Below are 17,832 nucleotides of genomic sequence, written 5' to 3'. Positions count from 1 at the left end.
TCCGCACATCCCTTGCCGGTCACACTTGTGTCACAGGATCACGACATCGGTTCCGGCGTCGTCACGCGCCCCGAACACACCGTCCACGCCCCGACGGAGGGTAATCGGAAAACTTCGGGAAATCATGCGCCGGGTGCGAAAAATCGCGGGAATCACGTCGCCCCGAGGAATCGGAATTTCTCCGCCCAATATCCGAGGCGAACGTCGCACCACGGGGAATTCACGCTTCCTTATGGCACCCTTATCGTCTGGTCACAAAATTCGGGTCGGGGCGCGGGGAGAGGCGGCGGCATCCCGGGACGGCGGGGCTCGGGCGGGCACGGGTACGCCGTCCGGGCGGCGGCCGAGGACCGCCCCGGTGTTCCGGCCCCACCGGTCACGGACGGCCGAGGACCGCGGCAGGCCCGGGGTCCGCGACCGGTCCGCGGTGGCCGCCCCGACCTCCCCGGTCAGGCTCCGGGGCCGGGTCCGACCCGTACGCAGAGGTCGTTGTCGCCCGTGTAGCACGGAGTGGCCCGGGCCCCTTCCCCGATGTCGCGGCCCGGGTAGACGAAGACGTTCTTGCGGTCCCACACGTCGTCGAGGAGGCGGGAGATCCGCACCGCTCCGGCCCGTTCCCCGGCCCCGGGGACCAGCCAGAGCGACCACAGCCGCTCGTCGCGCACCGGCCCGTCCACGAGCCGGTCGAACGGCAGCGTGAAGGCGAACGCCCCGTCGCTCCCGTCGGCGGGCACCCGGCACACCCGGTCGGGGGCGCCGGTCCGCCTCGCCTCCACATGGGCGCCGTCGCCGAGCGCGACCCCGTACAGGGTGCCCTCGACGGTCATCCCGTTCCCCTCGAAGGTCACCGGCCCGGCCTCGGCGTGCGGTGAGCGGATCCAGCAGTGCAGGGCGAGCCGACCGTCGGCGGTCGGGTAGGGGATACGGACCGCGACCCGCCCGCCCTCCGGTACACGGTCCATCAGCAGTCGCAGGTCCCTGATGCCGGGCTCGACCGCCGTCTCCCCGCCGTCGCCCGCGCCCGGCCGCCGCACATGGACGTCCCAGCGGCCCTCGGCGGGCTCCACCGTGCTCGGCAGCACCGCCCGGAACCGCCCCTCCTCCACCGGGGCCAGGGGAAGCCGGAGAACGGCTCCGTCGCCCCTCCCGCCGCGCAGCCGGAGGAGCAGCTCGGGGGCCTCCCCGCCGTCACGGCCCGAGCCGGGGCCGTCGGTTCCGCAGGCGGGGACGTCGAGTTCGAAGGTGATCGACCCGTCCGGGCCCGCGACGCAGTCGGCCAGCGGTGCCCGCCGCTCCGCGGCGAGGGTCGTACGTTCTGCGGGGACGGTCATGCGGACTTCCTCCTGCGGATGATGTCTGCGGTCTTGTGGCGCACGGCGTACGCCCCGTCCAGCACGGCGCTCCGGGACCGGTGCAGTGTGGTGCGCAGCGCGCCGTGGGAGCGGTCGTGCGGGACCCGGGAGGCGAGTTCGGTGAAGAGCCGCTCGTGGCGTTCGGCGATCCGCGCCGGGTCGAAGCGCTCGGACGCGGCCAGCGCGGCGCGCCCGAAGCGCCGCCGGGCCTCGTCGTCCTCGATCAGGCCGAGGAGTGCGTCCTTCAGCGCCACCGGGTCGCCGACGGGCACCAGCCGTCCGTCGCTGCCGTCCCCGATGATCTCGCGCGGGCCGTGCGGGCAGTCGGTGGCGACGACCGGCAGGCCGCAGCGCATCGCCTCCACGATGGTCATGCCGAAGGACTCGCGGTCCGACGTGACCGCGGCGATCGACCCCTTGGGCCACTCGGCCTCCAGAGGATCGACCGCGCCCATCAGGAACACGTGGTTGTGCAGGCCGAGTTCGCCGACGAGCGCGAGCAGCGCCCGGCGCTCGTTCCCGGTCGCGTCGCCGGATCCGTAGATGCGCAGCCGCCAGTCCGGGCGGACGGCGACCACGTCGGCGAACGCGCGGACAAGCAGGTCGTACCGCTTGACCCGGTGCAGCCGGCCCGCGGCGACGACCCACTTGCCGGTGCCGTCGGCGGGTGCGATCCGCGGGACGGGCACGCTGTTCGGGATGGCCTCGATGCGCACGCCGGGCAGCCTGAACCCGGCCCGGTAGGCGCGGGCGTCGGCCTCGGTGACGGTGGTGATCGCGTCGAGCAGGGCGTAGCGGTGCCCGATCTCGCGGCGCAGCCGGTAGCCGTGGCTGTCGAGGGTGAGGTGCTCCTGCCCGATCCGTACGGGCCCGCGCCGGGTCTGCCTGCTGATCTGCACGTTGAGCCCGGGGCGGGTGCCGACGACGACGTCCGCGTCCAGGGAGCGCAGATGGTCCGCCACCCGGGCGTCGGTCAGCCTGCTGTACTGCCGGTACCTGCTGTCGCCGCGTGGGAACACGGACGCGGGGCGGGCGTGGTCGGCGGCGTCGCCGTCGTAGGTCGGACTCTTCTTCCGCAGATCGACGAGGTGACCGAGGCGGACGCCCCCCGGGGCACCCAGCACCGGGACGTCCCGGTGCCGGAACACGGACACGATCTCCACGTCATGGTGCTCGGCCAGCGTCCCGGCGAGGTTGAACGTCGTACGGATCGTGCCCCCGACTCCATAGGCGTTGTGGAGCAGGAAAGAGATGTGCATGAAGTGCCATGGCTCCTGGTTCGGCGGGTCAACGGCGGGCCGCACTTGCCAGGACGGGTCGGATCGGCCATCGGTTCATTCCGTGCCTGGACCAGTTTCAGCCACCTTTGCGTTCACCTGTTTTCCTGATTTATCGATGTATCGGTGAACCGCTGCACAGCAGATTGGCTCACCTCGCCCGGCATCAATCGGCACACATGGGGCGTAATCACCCCTCGGAACGTGAGATTCACTCTCTACGTCAGATGGTTCGATTACGTTCCCTTTCTCGCGTGACCCCTGCCTCGGATCGCCCGTTGTCCCTTTCATGAGCCGGGAAGCGCCCGGCGCACGCACCGAGTTCGAGGAGCCACCCGTGCCGCGCATGCTCGACGTCAGCGAGGACGTACGCGCCGAGATCGGCGACGCCGAAGCCGACCGACTGCTCGTCGGCGACAACACCCCAGGCAGTTACGACTGCACCTCGTGCCGTACCCCCGGCGACTCCGGACAGGAACGCACCAGCACGGTCCTCTTCGTCGGCGAGGAGACCGCCGTCCTCGCCTTCGCCCATGCGAGCTGCATCCCCTCGCAGGTCGTCAGGGTCGCGGAGGAGCAGTTGCAGGGCGCGGTGCGCAGCATCGCCGGTGGGGAGGCGGAGCCGCAGGGCCGGCGGGTGCTTCCGGAGGGCATCGGAGCCGAGCAGGCCGTCCTCGGGATCACCAGCGGACTCGTGCTGATCGACGACGATCTCCACCCGGCGCTCGTCGTCGAGCCGACGGGCGCGATCGTCCGCCCGGGCACGGACGGCAGCCGGGGCGACGAGTTCCTCCAACTGCTCCTGGAGCAGGGCTTCCAGCCGGTCCACCGGATGGAGCAGGTGCCCGCGGCCCTGCCCGGCTGGTCGATCCTGCTCGCCATGGGGCGGCTGCACGCCGTGCTCCAGCCGGGCACCGACGGCGGGCCCCAGGTCGCCTGGTGGCAGGCGCACGCACCGCTCCAGGTCACCGAGGGCTGGCGGACCGCGGCCAACAAGACGCGGACGGTGCTCGTCTACGCCGCCCCGGCGGGGGCGATCGGCCAGCAGCCCCGCGAGGACCTGCTGCGCGACGCCCTGGACAAGGCCGCCGCGAACGGCCTCCTGGTCGCCGCGGCGATGCCGCTGGCCGGGACCTGATTCGCGCTCACCGGGGCCCGGGCCTGTCTTCGGGCCGCCGCACGGCGTGCGGCGGCCCGAAGACAGGCCCGAGGCTGCGGCGAACAGTTAATTCTCGGCCGGGCCCGCATCCGACGGACCCCGGGGTCGTTGGCAGATACGTGCACTCATACGACTCCTCCCGTCAACGCCCGAGCCCGATCCCTGCCATGCGCCCCTCGCGGGAGCCCTCGGGCGGTCAGTCCCAGACCCCGATCTACGACGCGCTGTACTCCGAGTACCGCCGGTCGTTCCGGGCGCTGCCGGGCGATCGTAGCGGCGAGGAGAATCTCGGCTTCGTGGCCTTCGGCCTCGGACTGCTCGGCGGGCGCTCCCCGCTGACCGGCCACTCCTCCGGTCACCCGGCGGGCCTCTCCACCGGCCTGTCCGTACACAGCGCGTCCTCCGCGCACGGCGGGTCCACCGGACGCCATGGCGGCGCGGCCTCCCACACCGGCGGTCCCGCCGCCTGGCAGCGGGTGGGACGGCATTCCGGGCGGGCCCAGGCCGCTCTCCCGCCGGGCTCGCGCGGCGTCTGAACCGCATGACGGAGCCCCGGACCGCATCCGTTCACGAATCGGTCCGGGGCTCCGTCACGCGCGCCCGGACGTCACGGCCGGGGGCGACCGTGAGCGGGCTCACGCCGCTCTGCGGCTGCTCTCACCGCGTTGTCGTCGGCCGCCGATGTGCCGCATCGGCTCCCTCCGCCACCTCGTGGCCGAAGCCGCACGACGACGCTCCCTGTCGGCCCCTGGCCGTTACTTGTTGCGACCGCGCTTCTCGCGGACCCGCACCGAGATGTGGATCGGCGTGCCCTCGAAGCCGAACTCCTCACGCAGTCGGCGCTCGACGAAGCGCCGGTAGCCGTGCTCCAGGAAGCCGGAGGCGAACAGCACGAACCGCGGCGGCTTGGTGCCCGCCTGGGTGCCGAAGAGGATCCGGGGCTGCTTGCCGCCGCGGATCGGGTGCGGGTGGGAGGCGACGAGTTCGCCGAGGAACGCGTTCAGCCGTCCAGTGGGGACACGGGTCTCCCAGCCGGCGAGAGCGGTCTCGATCGCGGGGACCAGCTTCTCCATGTGGCGGCCGGTGGCGGCGGAGATGTTGACCCGCGGGGCCCACCCGACCTGCGCCAGCTCCGTCTCGATCTCGCGCTCCAGGTAGTAGCGCCGCTCCTCGTCGAGGGTGTCCCACTTGTTGTACGCGATCACCAGGGCACGCCCGGCCTCCACGGCCATGGTGATGATGCGCTGGTCCTGGACGCTGATGGTCTCGCCCGCGTCGATCAGGACGACGGCGACCTCGGCCTTCTCCACGGCGGCGGCGGTGCGCAGCGACGCGTAGTAGTCCGCGCCCTCCTGGAGGTGGACGCGGCGGCGGATGCCGGCCGTGTCGATGAACTTCCAGGTGACGCCGCCGAGCTCGATCAGCTCGTCGACCGGGTCGCGCGTGGTGCCCGCCAGCTCGTTGACGACGACGCGGTCCTCGTTGGCCACCTTGTTGAGCAGCGACGACTTGCCGACGTTCGGACGGCCGATGAGGGCGATCCGGCGGGGGCCGCCGACCGCGGCGCCGAAGGTCTGTGCCGGGGCCTCGGGCAGTGCTTCGAGCACGGCGTCGAGCAGGTCGCCGGTGCCGCGGCCGTGCAGCGAGGAGACCGGGTGCGGTTCGCCGAGACCCAGCGACCAGAGCATGGCGGCGTCCGCCTCGCCGCTCTGGCCGTCGACCTTGTTGGCGCACAGCACCACGGGCTTGCCGGCCCGGCGCAGCAGCTTGACGACGGCCTCGTCGGTGTCGGTGGCGCCGACCTTCGCGTCGACCACGAAGACGACCGCGTCGGCCGCCTCGATCGCGTACTCGGCCTGGGCGGCGACGGAGGCGTCGATGCCCAGCACGTCCTGCTCCCAGCCGCCGGTGTCGACAACCTTGAAACGGCGGCCCGCCCATTCGGCCTCGTAGGTGACACGGTCGCGGGTGACCCCGGGCCGGTCCTCGACGACCGCCTCACGGCGGCCGATGATCCGGTTCACCAGTGTCGACTTGCCGACATTGGGGCGTCCGACGACGGCGAGGACGGGCAGCGGCCCGTGCCCCGCGGCGTCGATCGCGCCCTCGATCTCCTCGGCGTCGAAGCCCTCCTCCGCGGCGAGCTCCATGAACTCCGCGTACTCGGCGTCGCCAAGCGCTCCGTGCTCGTGGTCCGAGCCCCCGGAGTGAATCTGGTCGTTCATGAAGTCCGTTCCTCTTTGCCTCATCATCGATGGGCCGCCATCGAGCGGCCCACTACTCAAGTCTTACGCAAGGGATCCCCGTGCCCCTCGGCGGGCGCACGGGACGCCCCTCAGCGCCCGGTGAAACGCCGGGCCTCCTCCAGGTGGGCGGTCAGTCGCGCCTGGATCCGCGCCGTCGCCTCGTCCAGCGCCGCGCGGGTCCGGCGGCCGCCCGCCGCCGCCGCTTCGAAGGGGTCCCCGAACACGACGTCGACCCGGCTGCGCAGCGGCGGCAGCGCCCGTATCAGCCGACCGCGGCGCTCGGTGCTGCCCAGGACGGCCACCGGCACGATCGGGGCCCCGCTGCGCACCGCGAAGTACGCGAGCCCGGCGCGCAGGGCGGCGAAGTCGCCCTCGCCCCTGGTGCCCTCGGGGAATATCCCGAGGGCGCCGCCGTTCTCCAGCACCCCGAGGGCGTTGGTGATGGCGGTGCGGTCGGCGGTCGTGCGGTCCACCTTCAGCTGACCGATTCCGCGCAGGAACGGGTCGAGCGGGCCGACGAACGCCTCCTTCTTGATCAGGAAGTGGACGGGCCGGGGTGCGGTGCCCATCAGCATCGGGCCGTCGATGTTGTGGGAGTGGTTCACCGCGAGTATGACCGGTCCGGTGGCGGGCACCCGCCACGCGCCGAGGACGCGGGGCTTCCACAGCCCGTACATCAGGCCGATCCCGATCCCGCGTCCGACCGCCGCGCCGCGCGGTGAGGGCGAGCCCGTGGTGGCTCGGGTCACTTCGCGGTCCGCTTCTCCTCGACGAGGGTGACGACGCACTCGATGACCTGCTGGAGGGTCAGCTCGGTGGTGTCCACCTCGACGGCGTCGTCCGCCTTCGCCAGCGGCGAGGTCTTGCGGCCGGAGTCCGCCGTGTCGCGCTTGATCAGCGCCTCCTTGGTGGTGGCGAGATCGGAGCCCTTGATCTCCTTGCTGCGGCGGGCGGCACGTGCCTCCGGCGACGCGGTGAGGAAGATCTTCAGGTCGGCGTCGGGCAGCACCGTGGTGCCGATGTCGCGGCCCTCGACCACTATGCCCCACTCGGCCGCCGCGGCGATGGTGCGCTGCAGCTCGGTGATCCGGGTGCGGACCTCGGGAACCGCGCTGACGGCGCTGACCTTGGCGGTGACCTCCTGGGTACGGATCGGGCCCGAGGCGTCCGCGCCGTCGACGGTGATCGTCGGGGCGGCCGGGTCCGTGCCGGAGACGATGACCGGCTTGGCGGCGGCGGTCGCCACCTCCGAGGCGTCCTCGATGTCGATGCCGTTGTTCAGCATCCACCAGGTGATCGCCCGGTACTGGGCGCCGGTGTCCAGGTAGCTCAGACCGAGCTGGGCGGCGACGGCCTTGGACGTGCTCGACTTGCCGGTGCCGGAGGGTCCGTCGATGGCGACGATCACTGCGGCCGGGGCCGTCCGGGCGGCGGCGCTTGCGGTTTCCACGGCGGTGGACACCTTCCTGGTACACGGGGTGGGCGGACGGGGGCGCGCGCGAACCCGCCCCGCACAAGGTTACCGAGTGTCGGGACGGTCCTCCGCACCCCTGTGGACAACCGCCCGGGACCGCCGCCCGGGGCGGCCCGTCCCCGGGCTCGCCGCCCGCCGGGGACGGGCCCGTCCCGGGCGGGCCCCGTAGTGCCTACTGCCGTATGGCCCAGCCGCGCTCGCGCAGGGCCGCACTCAGCCCGAGAGCTGCGCTGGGCTCGACCATCAGCTGGACCAGGCCCGCCTGCTGCCCGGTGGCGTGCTCGATGCGCACGTCCTCGACGTTGACCCCGGCCCGTTCGGCGTCGGCGAAGATCCGGGCCAGCTCGCCCGGCCGGTCGCTGATGAGCACGGACACCATCTCGTACGAGGCGGGGGCCGCCCCGTGCTTGCCGGGCACCCGCACCCGGCCCGCGTTGCCGCGGCGCAGGAGGTCCTCGATGCCCTCGGTGCCCTCGCGCCGCCGCTCGTCGTCGGCGGACTCCAGGGCGCGCAGCGCCCGTACCGTCTCGTCGAGATCGGCGGCGACCCCGGCCAGCACGTCGGCGACCGGCCCGGGGTTGGCGGAGAGGATCTCCACCCACATCCGGGGATCGGACGCGGCGATCCGGGTGACGTCCCTGATGCCCTGGCCGCAGAGGCGTACGGCGGTCTCGTCGGCCTCCTCCAGGCGGGCGGCGACCATCGACGAGATCAGCTGCGGGGTGTGGGAGACCAGCGCGACGGCCCGGTCGTGTGCGACGGCATCCATGACGACCGGGACGGCACGGCACAGCGCGACCAGTTCCAGGGCGAGGTTGAGGACCTCGGTGTCGGTGTCCCGGGTCGGGGTGAGGACCCAGGGGCGCCCCTCGAAGAGATCGGCGGTGGCCGCGAGGGGGCCGGACCGCTCCTTGCCCGCCATCGGGTGCGTACCGATGTACGGGGCGAGGTCGACGCCGAGCGCCTCCAGCTCGCGGCGCGGGCCGCCCTTGACGCTGGCCACGTCGAGGTAGCCGCGGGCGACGCCGTCGCGCATGGCACTCGCCAGCACCGGGGCCACGTGGGCGGGCGGCACGGCAACGACCGCCAGGTCGACACGGTCCTCGGGCGGCTCGTCCGTACCGGCGCCGAGCGCCGCCGCGGTGCGGGCCGACTCGGGGTCGTGGTCGACGAGGTGGACCTGGATGCCGCGCCCGGCCAGGGCGAGGGCTGCGGAGGTGCCGACGAGGCCCGTTCCGATGACGAGGGCGGTTCTCACTGGGCGATGTCCTTGCGGAGGGCGGCGGTGGCACCGAGGTACACGTGCGTGATCTCGGACTTGGGAAGGTACGTCTCGACATGCGCGAGGACCCGCACCACGCGGGGCATGGCTCCCGCGACGTCCAGCTCCTGGGCGCAGATCAGCGGCACGTCGACGATACCGAGCCCGCGCGCCGCGGCCGCCGGGAAGTCGCTGTGCAGGTCGGGGGTGGCGGTGAACCAGATGCTGATCAGGTCGTCCGCGACGAGGCTGTTGCGCTCCAGGACGGAGGTGAGCAGGGCGCCGACCCGCTCGGCCATGTGCCCGGCGTCGTCCTGATCCAGCTGGACGGCTCCACGGACCGCTCGAACCACCACGTCGTGCTCCCGACTCTCGCGTACATGATCCTTCCGCGCGACCAGCCTAAGGTCTGTCCGGCTGATCCCTGGCGGGCGCCCGACGACGGCCGCGGCGCCTCGCCGCGCTGCCGGAACGCCCGCACACGCCCGGTGGGCGGGCGCCCCGCAGCCTCGCGATCAATGGGGTCTCCCCTGTGCGGGCGAAGCCGAGAACTCGGGGAAGCACAGGACGCCGCACGGCCCGGCCCCGGGCCGAACGGCGGCACCTCGACGACAGGGCCCAGCGGCCTCGAAGTCGCTGCTCCCGGACCAGTTCCTCGATCGAGCGGCCCGCCGGGACCTCGCCCGTCGGGGTCAACCCGCACCGCCGCCCGCGCCTCCCTGGCCGCCGCCCAGCGGTCCGCCGAGCAGGCTGCCGAGGTCGTTTCCCGCCATGGTCCCGCCTTTCCGGAGGGGTGTTTTATCGACAATGTCGAGCAGAACCCCGGTCTCTGCCACTTGAACGCGGCGGAGCCGCCATCGGCCCGCGGTCGCGGAGGAGGCGCGGACCACCGCACGGGCCCGGACCGTCGGCGGGGGCGCGGCGGTCCGGGCAGCGTAAATCTCCCGGCGCGGGACGCGCCCGCTCGCGTAGCCTCGCGGGCATGATCACCCCCGATCCCGAGGCTCTGGTGCGCGATCACACGGTCTACTCGTGTGTGATGGGCTCGCGCGCCTTCGGGCTCGCCACGGACGGCAGTGACACCGACCGGCGCGGCGTCTTCCTCGCACCGACCCCGCTGTTCTGGCGGTTCGACAAGCCGCCGACGCATGTCGAGGGGCCGGCGGAGGAGCAGTTCTCCTGGGAGCTGGAACGCTTCTGCGAACTGGCCCTGCGCGCCAACCCCAATGTGCTGGAGTGCCTGCACTCGCCGCTGGTGGAGCGCATCGACGACGTGGGCCGTGAACTCCTCTCCCTGCGCGACGCGTTCCTGTCCCGGCTGGCCCATCGGACCTTCGTCCGGTACGCGCTGGGGCAGCGCAGGAAGCTGGAGGCGGACGTCCGGCAGTACGGGGCGCCGCGCTGGAAGCACGCCATGCATCTGCTGCGGCTGCTGACCACCGGCCGTGATCTGCTGCGCACCGGCGGGCTCGTGATCGAGGTGGGGCCGGCCCGGGAGGATTTGCTGGCGGTCAAGCGCGGCGAGGTGCCCTGGCCGGAGGTCGAACGCCGGATGACCCGTCTGGCGGAGGAGAACGACGAGGCCGTACGGACCTCGCCGCTCCCCCCGCAACCGGACCGCTCCCGCGTGGAGGACTTCCTCGTGCGCACCCGCCGGGCGTCCGCGCTGCGACACGATCAGGGGTGACCGCCTTAGAACAGGGGCTTCAGTTCTCCGGTCTTCTCGTGGAGCGCCCGCTGGGTGCGGGCGAAGCCGCGGTAGTGGTGGGCGTGGCGGCGGGTGAGCACGGCGGGGGCCAGGTCCACCAGTTCCGCGTGCGGTCCGCTCGTGCGCACCACGAGCGGGGACAGCAGCTGTTCGAGCACGTAGCCGTTCGGTTTCAGCATCAGCCGGACGAACTTCCGCAGGTCGTGGGTGACGAGGTCCATCTCGACCCCGTCCCGGTCCCACATCCGCGAGCGTGTCTCCTCGGGCGGGCGCAGCCCGAGGAGATCCTCCGCGGGCAGGAGATGGACCCCCCGAAGGTCCACATCCGAGTCCCCGGACGGAAACCCGTACAGATGCGCCCCGGAGACCGTGACGAACACCAGCGGGTCGCGTTCCCCGGCGAGGACCGGGCCGAAGTCCGTGACCGGCAGCCCGGCCTCCTGGAGGTGTTCCGTCTCCATGCGCATGGATCAAGCGTCCCAGAGCGCCCCCAGTGCCAACAGGTCGCTGCGGTACTCGATCCGCTCCGACCACTCCTTGGGCCAGGCGCCCGCCCCCAGGTGGGCACCCGCGAACGCGCCGGTGAGGCAGCCGAGGGAGTCCGAGTCGCCACGGGTGCAGGCGGCCCGGCGCAGGGCGGTGACGGGGTCCTCGGGAAAGAGCAGGAAGCAGTGCAGGGCCGTGGCGAGCGCCTCCTCCGCGACCCAGCCGTCGCCGGTGGTCTCGCAGGGGTCGGTCTCCGGGGACGGGTCGCGCACGGCGTCCTGGACGCGGGCCAGGGCGTCGAGGCATTCCTCCCAGCCGCGCCGGATGTACTGCTCCGGGGACGAGTCGCCCGCGTACCGCCACAGGTCGCCGAGCCAGCGCGTGAGGTAGCGTCCGCCGTTCTCGTAGGCGTAACTGCGCAGCTGCCCGATCAGGCCCATCGGCTCCGCCCCCTGCGCCAGCAGGTACACAGCGCGGGCCGTCAGGTCGGACGCGGCGAGGGCGGTCGGGTGGCCGTGGGTGAGGGCCGCCTGCAACTGGGCGGCGCCGGAGCGCTGTTCGTCGCTCAGCCCGGGGGCGAGTCCGACCGGTACGACCCTCATGTTGGCGCCGCAGCCCTTGGACCCGGTCCGGCTGGCCTCCTGCCACAGCCGGTCGCTGTCGAGCAGCCGGCAGGCGGTCATGCAGGTACGGCCCGGAGCCCGGTTGTTGTCGGGCGAGTGGTACCAGTCGACGAACTCCTCGCGCACCGGGCGGACCAGTCGCAGCGGGGTGAGCAGCCCGCGGTCCATGGCGGTGCGTATGCCCCGCGCCAGGGCGAGCGTCATCTGGGTGTCGTCGGTCACGTACGCGGGATTCGGCAGCCGCATCTGCCGCCACGGACCGCACTTGGCGAGGATCGACGGCACGTTGTTGAACTCGGTCGGGAAGCCCAGTGCGTCGCCGAGCGCGAGCCCGGTGAGTGCTCCGGTGGCGGCCTGCTTGGTGGTGGTCCTGGTCACGATCACGTGGTTCTTCCTTCCGGTGTCGTCAGCGGTCTTGCGGTGTCGTCAGCGGTCTTCCGGTGTCGTCAGCGGTCTTGCAGGACCGGGAACGGTCCTGCGGTGCCGGGAACGGCTGTCCGGCGTCAGGAGTGGCCTTCCGGCCTCAGGAGCGGCGGGTGCAGGGCGGTGGCGGCGCCCGCCCGGTAGAGCGCGGCGGGCTTGCCGCGTCCGCCGGTGCGGCGCGGCGGTCCCTCCACCGCCTGGACGAAGCCGGGTGTGGCGAGGACCTTGCGCCGGAAGTTGGGCCGGTCGAGCGTGACGCCCCAGACCGTCTCGTACACCTGCTGGAGTTCCCCCAGGGTGAATTCGGGCGGGCAGAACGCGGTGGCCAGGCAGGTGTATTCGAGCTTGGCGCCGATCCGGTCGTAGGCGTCGGTGAGGATCCGGTCGTGGTCGAAGGCGAGCGGACCGGTGGCCCCGGCGTCCCACCAGCGGGCACTGGCCGCGTCGCCGCCGCCGCGCGGTTCGGGCAGGTCGGGGACGAGTGCGGCGTACGCGACGGAGACGACCCGCATCCTCGGGTCCCGGTCCGGGTCGCTGTAGGTGCGCAGCTGTTCCAGGTGGAGGGCCGAGGCCGTGTCCGGGGTCAGCCCGGTCTCCTCGGCGAGTTCGCGGCGGGCGGCGTCCTCGGCGGACTCGCGGGGCCGGACGAAGCCGCCGGGCAGTGCCCAGCAGCCCTTGTACGGGTCCTCGCCCCGCTCGACGAGCAGGACGTCGAGCCGGGCGGCGCGGACCGTGAAGACGGCGAGATCGACGGTGACCGCGAACGGTTCGAAGGCGTACGGGTCGTAGCCCGCGGGGACACCGGTGCTCGTCATCGGCGCTCCGGGAGGGGCGGGGCGAAGTCCCAGCCGGCGGCGAGCAGGGCGTCGACGGCGGCGACGGCGGTGGCCAGGCGTTCCGGGTGGGGCCCGGTGAGTTCGACGAACCGCCTTCCGGTACGGGCGAGTTCGGCGCGGAAGCGGTCGGTCATCCAGGGCCGCAGTTCCTCGCCGTCGCGCAGCCCGTCGTCCTCGAACGCGACGCCCTCGTGATCGGTGAGCAGCCACAGGTGGTGCGGGACCCGGTCGGCGATCTCCTCGACGAGGGGGTTGCGTCCGCCGACGTAGCGTTCGTGCCAGACGGTGGTGGCGAAGGAGTCGGTGTCGCAGAACAGCACCGGCGACCCGGCGCGCGCGGCCGTCTCCTCCGCGTCGTTCTGCGCCCGGGCGATCAGCGGGAAGTCCTCCGTGCCGAAGGTGACGGCCTCCCACTGGGCGTCGGGCCGCCGGGAGCGCAGCTCGGCCAGCTTCCGTTCGCTGAACTCCCGTCCGTACTCGGCGACGTACCCGGTGCGCGCCCAGACCCCGCCGCGCCGCCGGTAGTGGTCGGCGAGCGCGCGGGCCATCGTCGTGGTGCCGGTGGATTCCGCGCCGAGGACGACGACCCGGCGGGCGAGCGCGGCCCGGACGGGCGGTTCGAGGAAGTCCCAGCAGCCGACCGGGTCCTTGCGGACGGCGGTGCCGGAGACCGGGAAGACCGTGCGGTCGGGGTCGACGCAGACGGGTACGGCACCGAATCTGCGGGCCAGCTCGTCCCCGTACGACTCCGAGGTGAAGACGGCGTCGACCGGTTCGGGCACGGCCCGGGTGAAGACGGCCATGTGCGCGTCCCAGATCGCCGGGTCGTGGAGGTCCATGGGGATGTCGTCGACGGCGCCCACGACCCGTACGTCCGGGTGCGTCTCCCGCATCCAGGCCACCCGGTCGGCGAGCGGTACGGATTCGACGGAGGCGGCGCAGACCAGGACGGTCAGCCGCTCGCACCGGTCCCGCGCGGTGCGCACGAGATGGTGGTGACCGGCGTGCGGCGGATAGAACTTGCCGAGGACGAGCCCGTGCCCGAAGCGCTTCACGCCGTCACCCCCACGGGCCGCTGCCGCTGCTGCCGCGCGGCGAGGTCGCGCCGCCAGTTGCGCAGGCCGGCCAGGCACAGCATCAGGAAGCCGATGTACAGCAGGGAGGTGAGGTAGAGCTCCTTGTGCGCGTAGAGCGGGATGTACACCACGTCGGCGGCGATCCAGAGCCCCCAGGACTCGACGAGCTTGCGGCACTGCCCGTACGTGGCCGTCAGGGACAGCGCGGTCGTCAGGGCGTCCCAGAAGGGCACGGTGGAGTCGGTGGCACGGTCCAGCAGGACGGTGAGGGCGCAGGTCCCCACCGCCCCCGCCGCGAGCAGCAGGCCCCATTCGGTGCGCGTGGTGCGACGCACCGGCAGGTCGGGCGCACCTGGTCCACCCCCGTGGGTCCAGGTCCACCAGCCGAACACGGCGAGGGCGATGAAGACGACCTGGAGGCCGGCGTCGGCGTACAGCCCGGACTGGGCGAACAACACGATGAAGAAGAGGTTGTTGGCGATGCCGATCGGCCAGTTGGCGATGTGCTGGCGGGCCACGAGCCAGACGCACAGCGCCCCGCTGCCGAAACCGAGCACCTCGGTCCAGCTGACCGGGGTGCCGAGGACCGTCACCAGGGGTTGCTGCAGGGGATCGAGGACATCCGCGAGACTCACTCCCGCCTCCTTAATAGTCACTCTGACTATAAAGGAGGAGTGGGCATGCCGAAAGGCCCGCGTCCGGTTCCCGCTCGACGTGCGAGAACGGGAACCGGACGCGGGCCTCGGAACGGGCGGAGCCGGAGCGCCCCGGACGGGGCGCGGGAGCGCGCGCGACGCTACGAACGGCGGTGCGGGAACGCGGACCGGCCGCGGCGCGGCGGACGGAGCCGCGGGACTACAGACCGACCTCGCGCATCAGCATGCCGACCTCGGTGTTCGTGAGGCGGCGCAGCCAGCCGGACTTCTGGTCGCCCAGCGGGATCGGCCCGAACGACGTCCGGACGAGCCGTTCGACGGGGAAGCCGGCCTCGGCCAGCATCCGGCGGACGATGTGCTTGCGGCCCTCGTGGAGGGTGACCTCGACCAGGTAGTTCTTGCCGGTGTTCTCGACGACCCGGAAGTGGTCGGCGCGGGCGTACCCGTCCTCCAGCGGGATGCCGTCCTTGAGCCGCTTGCCCAGGTCGCGCGGGAGCGGCCCCTGGATGGCGGCCAGGTAGGTCTTCTTCACCCCGTACTTGGGGTGGGTCAGCCGGTGGGCCAGCTCACCGTGGTTGGTGAGCAGGAGGATGCCCTCGGTCTCGGTGTCGAGCCGACCCACGTGGAACAGCCGCGTCTCGCGGTTGGTGACGTAGTCGCCGAGGCACTGGCGGCCGTCCGGGTCCTCCATGGAGGAGACGACACCGGCGGGCTTGTTCAGCGCGAAGAAGAGGTACGACTGGGCGGCGACGGTCAGCCCGTCGACCTTGATCTCGTCCTTGTGCACGTCGACGCGTCGGCCCTGCTCCAGGACGACCTCGCCGTTGACCTCGACGCGTGCCTGCTCGATCAGCTCCTCGCAGGCGCGGCGCGAACCCAGCCCGGCCCTGGCGAGGACCTTCTGCAGCCGCTCGCCCTCCTGCTCGGCTCCCGGGAAGGTCTTGGGCGTCCTGACCTCGGGCCTGCCCGCGTAGCGGTCCCGGTTGCGCTGCTCGATCTTGGCGTCGAGCTCGCGCGGGCGGGACGGGGCGCCCTGCCCGCGCCGGCCGCCGCCGCGTTCGTCGCGGGCCTGCGGGGGCTTCGGGCCGCCCTTGGCACCGCCGCGCGCCGCCGCGCCGCGACCCTTGCGGGGACCTTCGCCGCCCTGCCCGCCCGGGGCGCCCACGTCGTAGCGGCGCTCCTCCGGCCGGGGCCTGCCGGGACGCTGCTCCTGCCGACCGCCGCGACCGGCACCGGCACCCCGGGGATTCCGGTCGCCGCCGCTCCGGCCGCCGCCGCTTCCGCTGTTCCTGCCACTGCTTCGCATCAAAAGTCCGTCTTGTCGTCTGCGTGGGTATCGGGGGTGTCCGGTGCGTCCGGATCGAACGACGGCACACCCTCTCGCGTCTCGGCCTCGATCGCGTCCGCCTCGGGGAGGAAGGGCGCGAGCTCCGGGAGCTCGTCCAGGCCGCGCAGGCCCATCCGCTCCAGAAAGTAGTTCGTCGTCCTGTACAGGATCGCACCTGTTTCGGGTTCCGTGCCCGCCTCGTCGACGAGCCCCCGCTGGAGCAGGGTCCGCATGACCCCGTCGCAGTTCACGCCGCGGACCGCGGAGACCCTGGACCGGCTGACCGGCTGGCGGTACGCGACCACGGCCAGGGTCTCCAGTGCCGCCTGGGTGAGCCGGGCCTGCTGGCCGTCCAGGACGAAGCCCTCGACGGCCGCCGCGTACTCGGGCCGGGTGTAGAAGCGCCAGCCGCCGGCCACCAGCCGCAGCTCGAAGCCCCGGCGCCCGGCGGTGTACTCGTCGGCCAGCTCGCGCAGCGCGTCGGCGACGTCCGCGCGGGGCCGCTGAAGCACCTTGGCGAGGTGTTCCTCGGTGGCGGGCTCGTCGACGACCATGAGGACGGCCTCCAGAGCGGGCTTCAGTGCGAGATCCGCGACGGCGGAGCCGGTGGTTCCCTGCTGTGTCATGCCTTCCCATCCTCCTGGACGTCCCGCGCCCCGGCCCTGCCCCCGGTGTCGTCCCCGGCCCTGTCCTCGGCGCCGTCCTCCCCCGCGTCCCGCGCCTCGGCGCCGTTCCCGGCTTCCTGTGCCCCGGTCCCGTTCCCGGCGTCGAACTCGTCCGTGACGACGGGACCGGCCCCCTCGCCCCCGGCCCAGCGCACCAGGAGTTCCCCGAGGGCCACGTCCTGGTCGAGTGCGACGGCCTTCTCCCGGTACAGCTCCAGCAGCGCGAGGAAGCGGGCGACCACGGTGAGGGTGTCCGGGGCGTCCTCGGTGAGCTCCCGGAAACTGATCTCCCCCGCCCCGCGCAGCCGTGCCACCACGACCTCGGCCTGTTCCCGCACGCTGACCAGTGGTGCGTGGATGTGGTCGACGTACACCTGCGGCTCGGGTCTCGGCCGCATCGCCTTCACGGCGAGCCGGGCGAAGCCTTCGGCCCCGATGCTGATGACGACCTCGGGAAGCAGCTCGGCATGGTGCCGCTCCAGCCCCACGGTGCGAGGGAAGCGCCGTCCCTCCGACACCAGCCGGCCGTCGAAGATCTCCGCGACGCGCTTGTACGCGCGGTACTGGAGCAGCCGCGCGAACAGCAGGTCCCGGGCTTCGAGCAGCGCCAGGTCCGCCTCGTCCTCCACCTCGGCGGCGGGCAGCAGCCGGGCGGCCTTGAGGTCCAGGAGGGTCGCGGCGACGACGAGGAACTCGGTGGTCTGGTCCAGGTCCCAGTCCGGCCCCATCGCGTGGATGTACGCCATGAACTCGTCGGTGACCTTGGACAGCGCGACCTCGGTCACATCGAGCTTGTGCTTGGAGATCAGCTGAAGGAGCAGGTCGAACGGGCCCTCGAAGTTCGCCAGCCGCACGGTGAACCGGCCGTCGTCCGCCTGCCCGTCGGAAGCCCGTCCATCGTCGGACCGTCCACCGTCGGCCCGACCACCATGAGCGCGCCCGTCATCGGCGCGACCGCCGGGGATCCGCCCGTCGGGAATCCGCCCGTCGGGGGCCCGTCCGTCATGGGCCGCAGGGCCACCCGGAGCCACGTCGGCCACGGCGGGCGGGGCGGGGGCCGGTTCCTGCCCGGGCCCCCGGCCCTCCCTCTCCCCCGGCCCGGGCTCCGGCGCGGCCCGGCCGCCCGGGCCGCGGCCCAGGGGGCGGCGGGAAGTGCGGGCGGGCTCGTCGGTCGTCGGCATGAGGGTCCTGGGGCAAGCGGGATACGGGCGGCGGGCGGCGGCCCGTACGAAGGGTCCGGCCGATCGGCCCGCGGCGGCCCCG

The 17,832-nt window shown here is 72.8% G+C and carries 17 protein-coding genes and 1 pseudogene; 3 read left to right on the top strand and 15 right to left on the bottom strand.

Annotated elements, in window-relative coordinates:
* Nucleotides 1-449: 449 nt before the first annotated feature.
* Complete coding sequence (locus ACFYY6_RS12115) at nucleotides 450-1,331, bottom strand: transferase (RefSeq protein WP_351525986.1); 882 nt, start codon at nucleotides 1,329-1,331, stop codon at nucleotides 450-452.
* Complete coding sequence (locus tag ACFYY6_RS12110; RefSeq protein ID WP_351525988.1) at nucleotides 1,328-2,611, bottom strand: glycosyltransferase family 4 protein; 1,284 nt, start codon at nucleotides 2,609-2,611, stop codon at nucleotides 1,328-1,330. Before ACFYY6_RS12110 ends, ACFYY6_RS12115 begins: the two co-directional genes overlap by 4 nt.
* A gap of 355 nt (nucleotides 2,612-2,966) precedes the next feature.
* Between ACFYY6_RS12110 and ACFYY6_RS12105 the strand changes: the two genes are divergently transcribed.
* Together ACFYY6_RS12105 and ACFYY6_RS12100 are read left to right on the top strand one after the other, a co-directional pair.
* Nucleotides 2,967-3,767: a hypothetical protein gene (locus ACFYY6_RS12105; protein WP_351525990.1), complete on the top strand. Its 801-nt coding sequence runs from the start codon at nucleotides 2,967-2,969 to the stop codon at nucleotides 3,765-3,767.
* A 188-nt stretch (nucleotides 3,768-3,955) separates the two neighbouring features.
* The gene (locus tag ACFYY6_RS12100) at nucleotides 3,956-4,324 is read left to right on the top strand and encodes a hypothetical protein (RefSeq protein ID WP_351523336.1); all 369 of its coding nucleotides are present in this window, start codon (nucleotides 3,956-3,958) and stop codon (nucleotides 4,322-4,324) included.
* A 219-nt stretch (nucleotides 4,325-4,543) separates the two neighbouring features.
* Here the strand turns inward: ACFYY6_RS12100 and der are convergent, their stop codons facing one another.
* The 5 genes from der to aroH all read right to left on the bottom strand — a co-directional run bounded on the left by der (nucleotide 4,544) and on the right by aroH (nucleotide 9,125).
* On the bottom strand, nucleotides 4,544-6,013 hold the full coding sequence (der, locus tag ACFYY6_RS12095; RefSeq protein ID WP_351523334.1) for a ribosome biogenesis GTPase Der: 1,470 nt from the start codon (nucleotides 6,011-6,013) through the stop codon (nucleotides 4,544-4,546).
* A gap of 110 nt (nucleotides 6,014-6,123) precedes the next feature.
* Complete coding sequence (locus tag ACFYY6_RS12090; RefSeq protein ID WP_386610169.1) at nucleotides 6,124-6,711, bottom strand: lysophospholipid acyltransferase family protein; 588 nt, start codon at nucleotides 6,709-6,711, stop codon at nucleotides 6,124-6,126.
* A gap of 68 nt (nucleotides 6,712-6,779) precedes the next feature.
* Complete coding sequence (cmk, locus tag ACFYY6_RS12085; RefSeq protein WP_351523330.1) at nucleotides 6,780-7,496, bottom strand: (d)CMP kinase; 717 nt, start codon at nucleotides 7,494-7,496, stop codon at nucleotides 6,780-6,782.
* Between the two features lie 184 nt (nucleotides 7,497-7,680).
* Nucleotides 7,681-8,766, bottom strand: a complete 1,086-nt coding sequence (locus ACFYY6_RS12080; protein WP_351523328.1) for a prephenate dehydrogenase — start codon at nucleotides 8,764-8,766, stop codon at nucleotides 7,681-7,683.
* Complete coding sequence (gene aroH, locus ACFYY6_RS12075; RefSeq protein ID WP_351523326.1) at nucleotides 8,763-9,125, bottom strand: chorismate mutase; 363 nt, start codon at nucleotides 9,123-9,125, stop codon at nucleotides 8,763-8,765. Before aroH ends, ACFYY6_RS12080 begins: the two co-directional genes overlap by 4 nt.
* A 626-nt stretch (nucleotides 9,126-9,751) precedes the next feature.
* Here aroH and ACFYY6_RS12070 point away from each other — a divergent pair.
* Nucleotides 9,752-10,456, top strand: coding sequence for a DNA polymerase beta superfamily protein (locus ACFYY6_RS12070; protein WP_389192925.1), 705 nt, complete (start codon nucleotides 9,752-9,754; stop codon nucleotides 10,454-10,456).
* A gap of 11 nt (nucleotides 10,457-10,467) precedes the next feature.
* Here ACFYY6_RS12070 and ACFYY6_RS12065 read toward each other — a convergent pair.
* From ACFYY6_RS12065 to ACFYY6_RS12030, 8 genes and pseudogenes are all read right to left on the bottom strand, one after another.
* A pseudogene (locus ACFYY6_RS12065) lies at nucleotides 10,468-10,944 on the bottom strand (DNA polymerase beta superfamily protein); the annotation flags it as partial.
* Between the two features lie 3 nt (nucleotides 10,945-10,947).
* On the bottom strand, nucleotides 10,948-11,970 hold the full coding sequence (locus ACFYY6_RS12060) for an ADP-ribosylglycohydrolase family protein (protein WP_351523320.1): 1,023 nt from the start codon (nucleotides 11,968-11,970) through the stop codon (nucleotides 10,948-10,950).
* Between the two features lie 119 nt (nucleotides 11,971-12,089).
* Nucleotides 12,090-12,824, bottom strand: coding sequence for an NUDIX domain-containing protein (locus ACFYY6_RS12055; protein ID WP_351523318.1), 735 nt, complete (start codon nucleotides 12,822-12,824; stop codon nucleotides 12,090-12,092).
* Nucleotides 12,821-13,900, bottom strand: coding sequence for an AAA family ATPase (locus ACFYY6_RS12050; protein WP_351523316.1), 1,080 nt, complete (start codon nucleotides 13,898-13,900; stop codon nucleotides 12,821-12,823). Before ACFYY6_RS12050 ends, ACFYY6_RS12055 begins: the two co-directional genes overlap by 4 nt.
* A complete protein-coding gene (gene pnuC / locus ACFYY6_RS12045; RefSeq protein WP_389192922.1) occupies nucleotides 13,897-14,556 on the bottom strand; it encodes a nicotinamide riboside transporter PnuC in 660 nt (219 codons plus the stop codon). The genes ACFYY6_RS12050 and pnuC overlap by 4 nt, the downstream gene beginning before the upstream one ends.
* A 220-nt stretch (nucleotides 14,557-14,776) precedes the next feature.
* Nucleotides 14,777-15,883, bottom strand: coding sequence for a pseudouridine synthase (locus ACFYY6_RS12040; protein ID WP_351523312.1), 1,107 nt, complete (start codon nucleotides 15,881-15,883; stop codon nucleotides 14,777-14,779).
* Nucleotides 15,883-16,530 carry an SMC-Scp complex subunit ScpB gene (gene scpB / locus ACFYY6_RS12035; RefSeq protein WP_389192919.1) on the bottom strand — a complete coding sequence of 216 codons (648 nt, stop codon included), beginning with the start codon at nucleotides 16,528-16,530 and terminating at the stop codon, nucleotides 15,883-15,885. Before scpB ends, ACFYY6_RS12040 begins: the two co-directional genes overlap by 1 nt.
* A complete protein-coding gene (locus ACFYY6_RS12030) occupies nucleotides 16,527-17,750 on the bottom strand; it encodes a segregation/condensation protein A (protein ID WP_389192916.1) in 1,224 nt (407 codons plus the stop codon). Before ACFYY6_RS12030 ends, scpB begins: the two co-directional genes overlap by 4 nt.
* Nucleotides 17,751-17,832 lie beyond the last annotated feature (82 nt).

This window comes from Streptomyces sp. NPDC001750 (genome assembly GCF_042892615.1).
In the GTDB taxonomy this organism is placed as follows: Bacteria; Actinomycetota; Actinomycetes; order Streptomycetales; family Streptomycetaceae; genus Streptomyces.
This window is presented reverse-complemented; position numbering and strand designations above follow the sequence as displayed.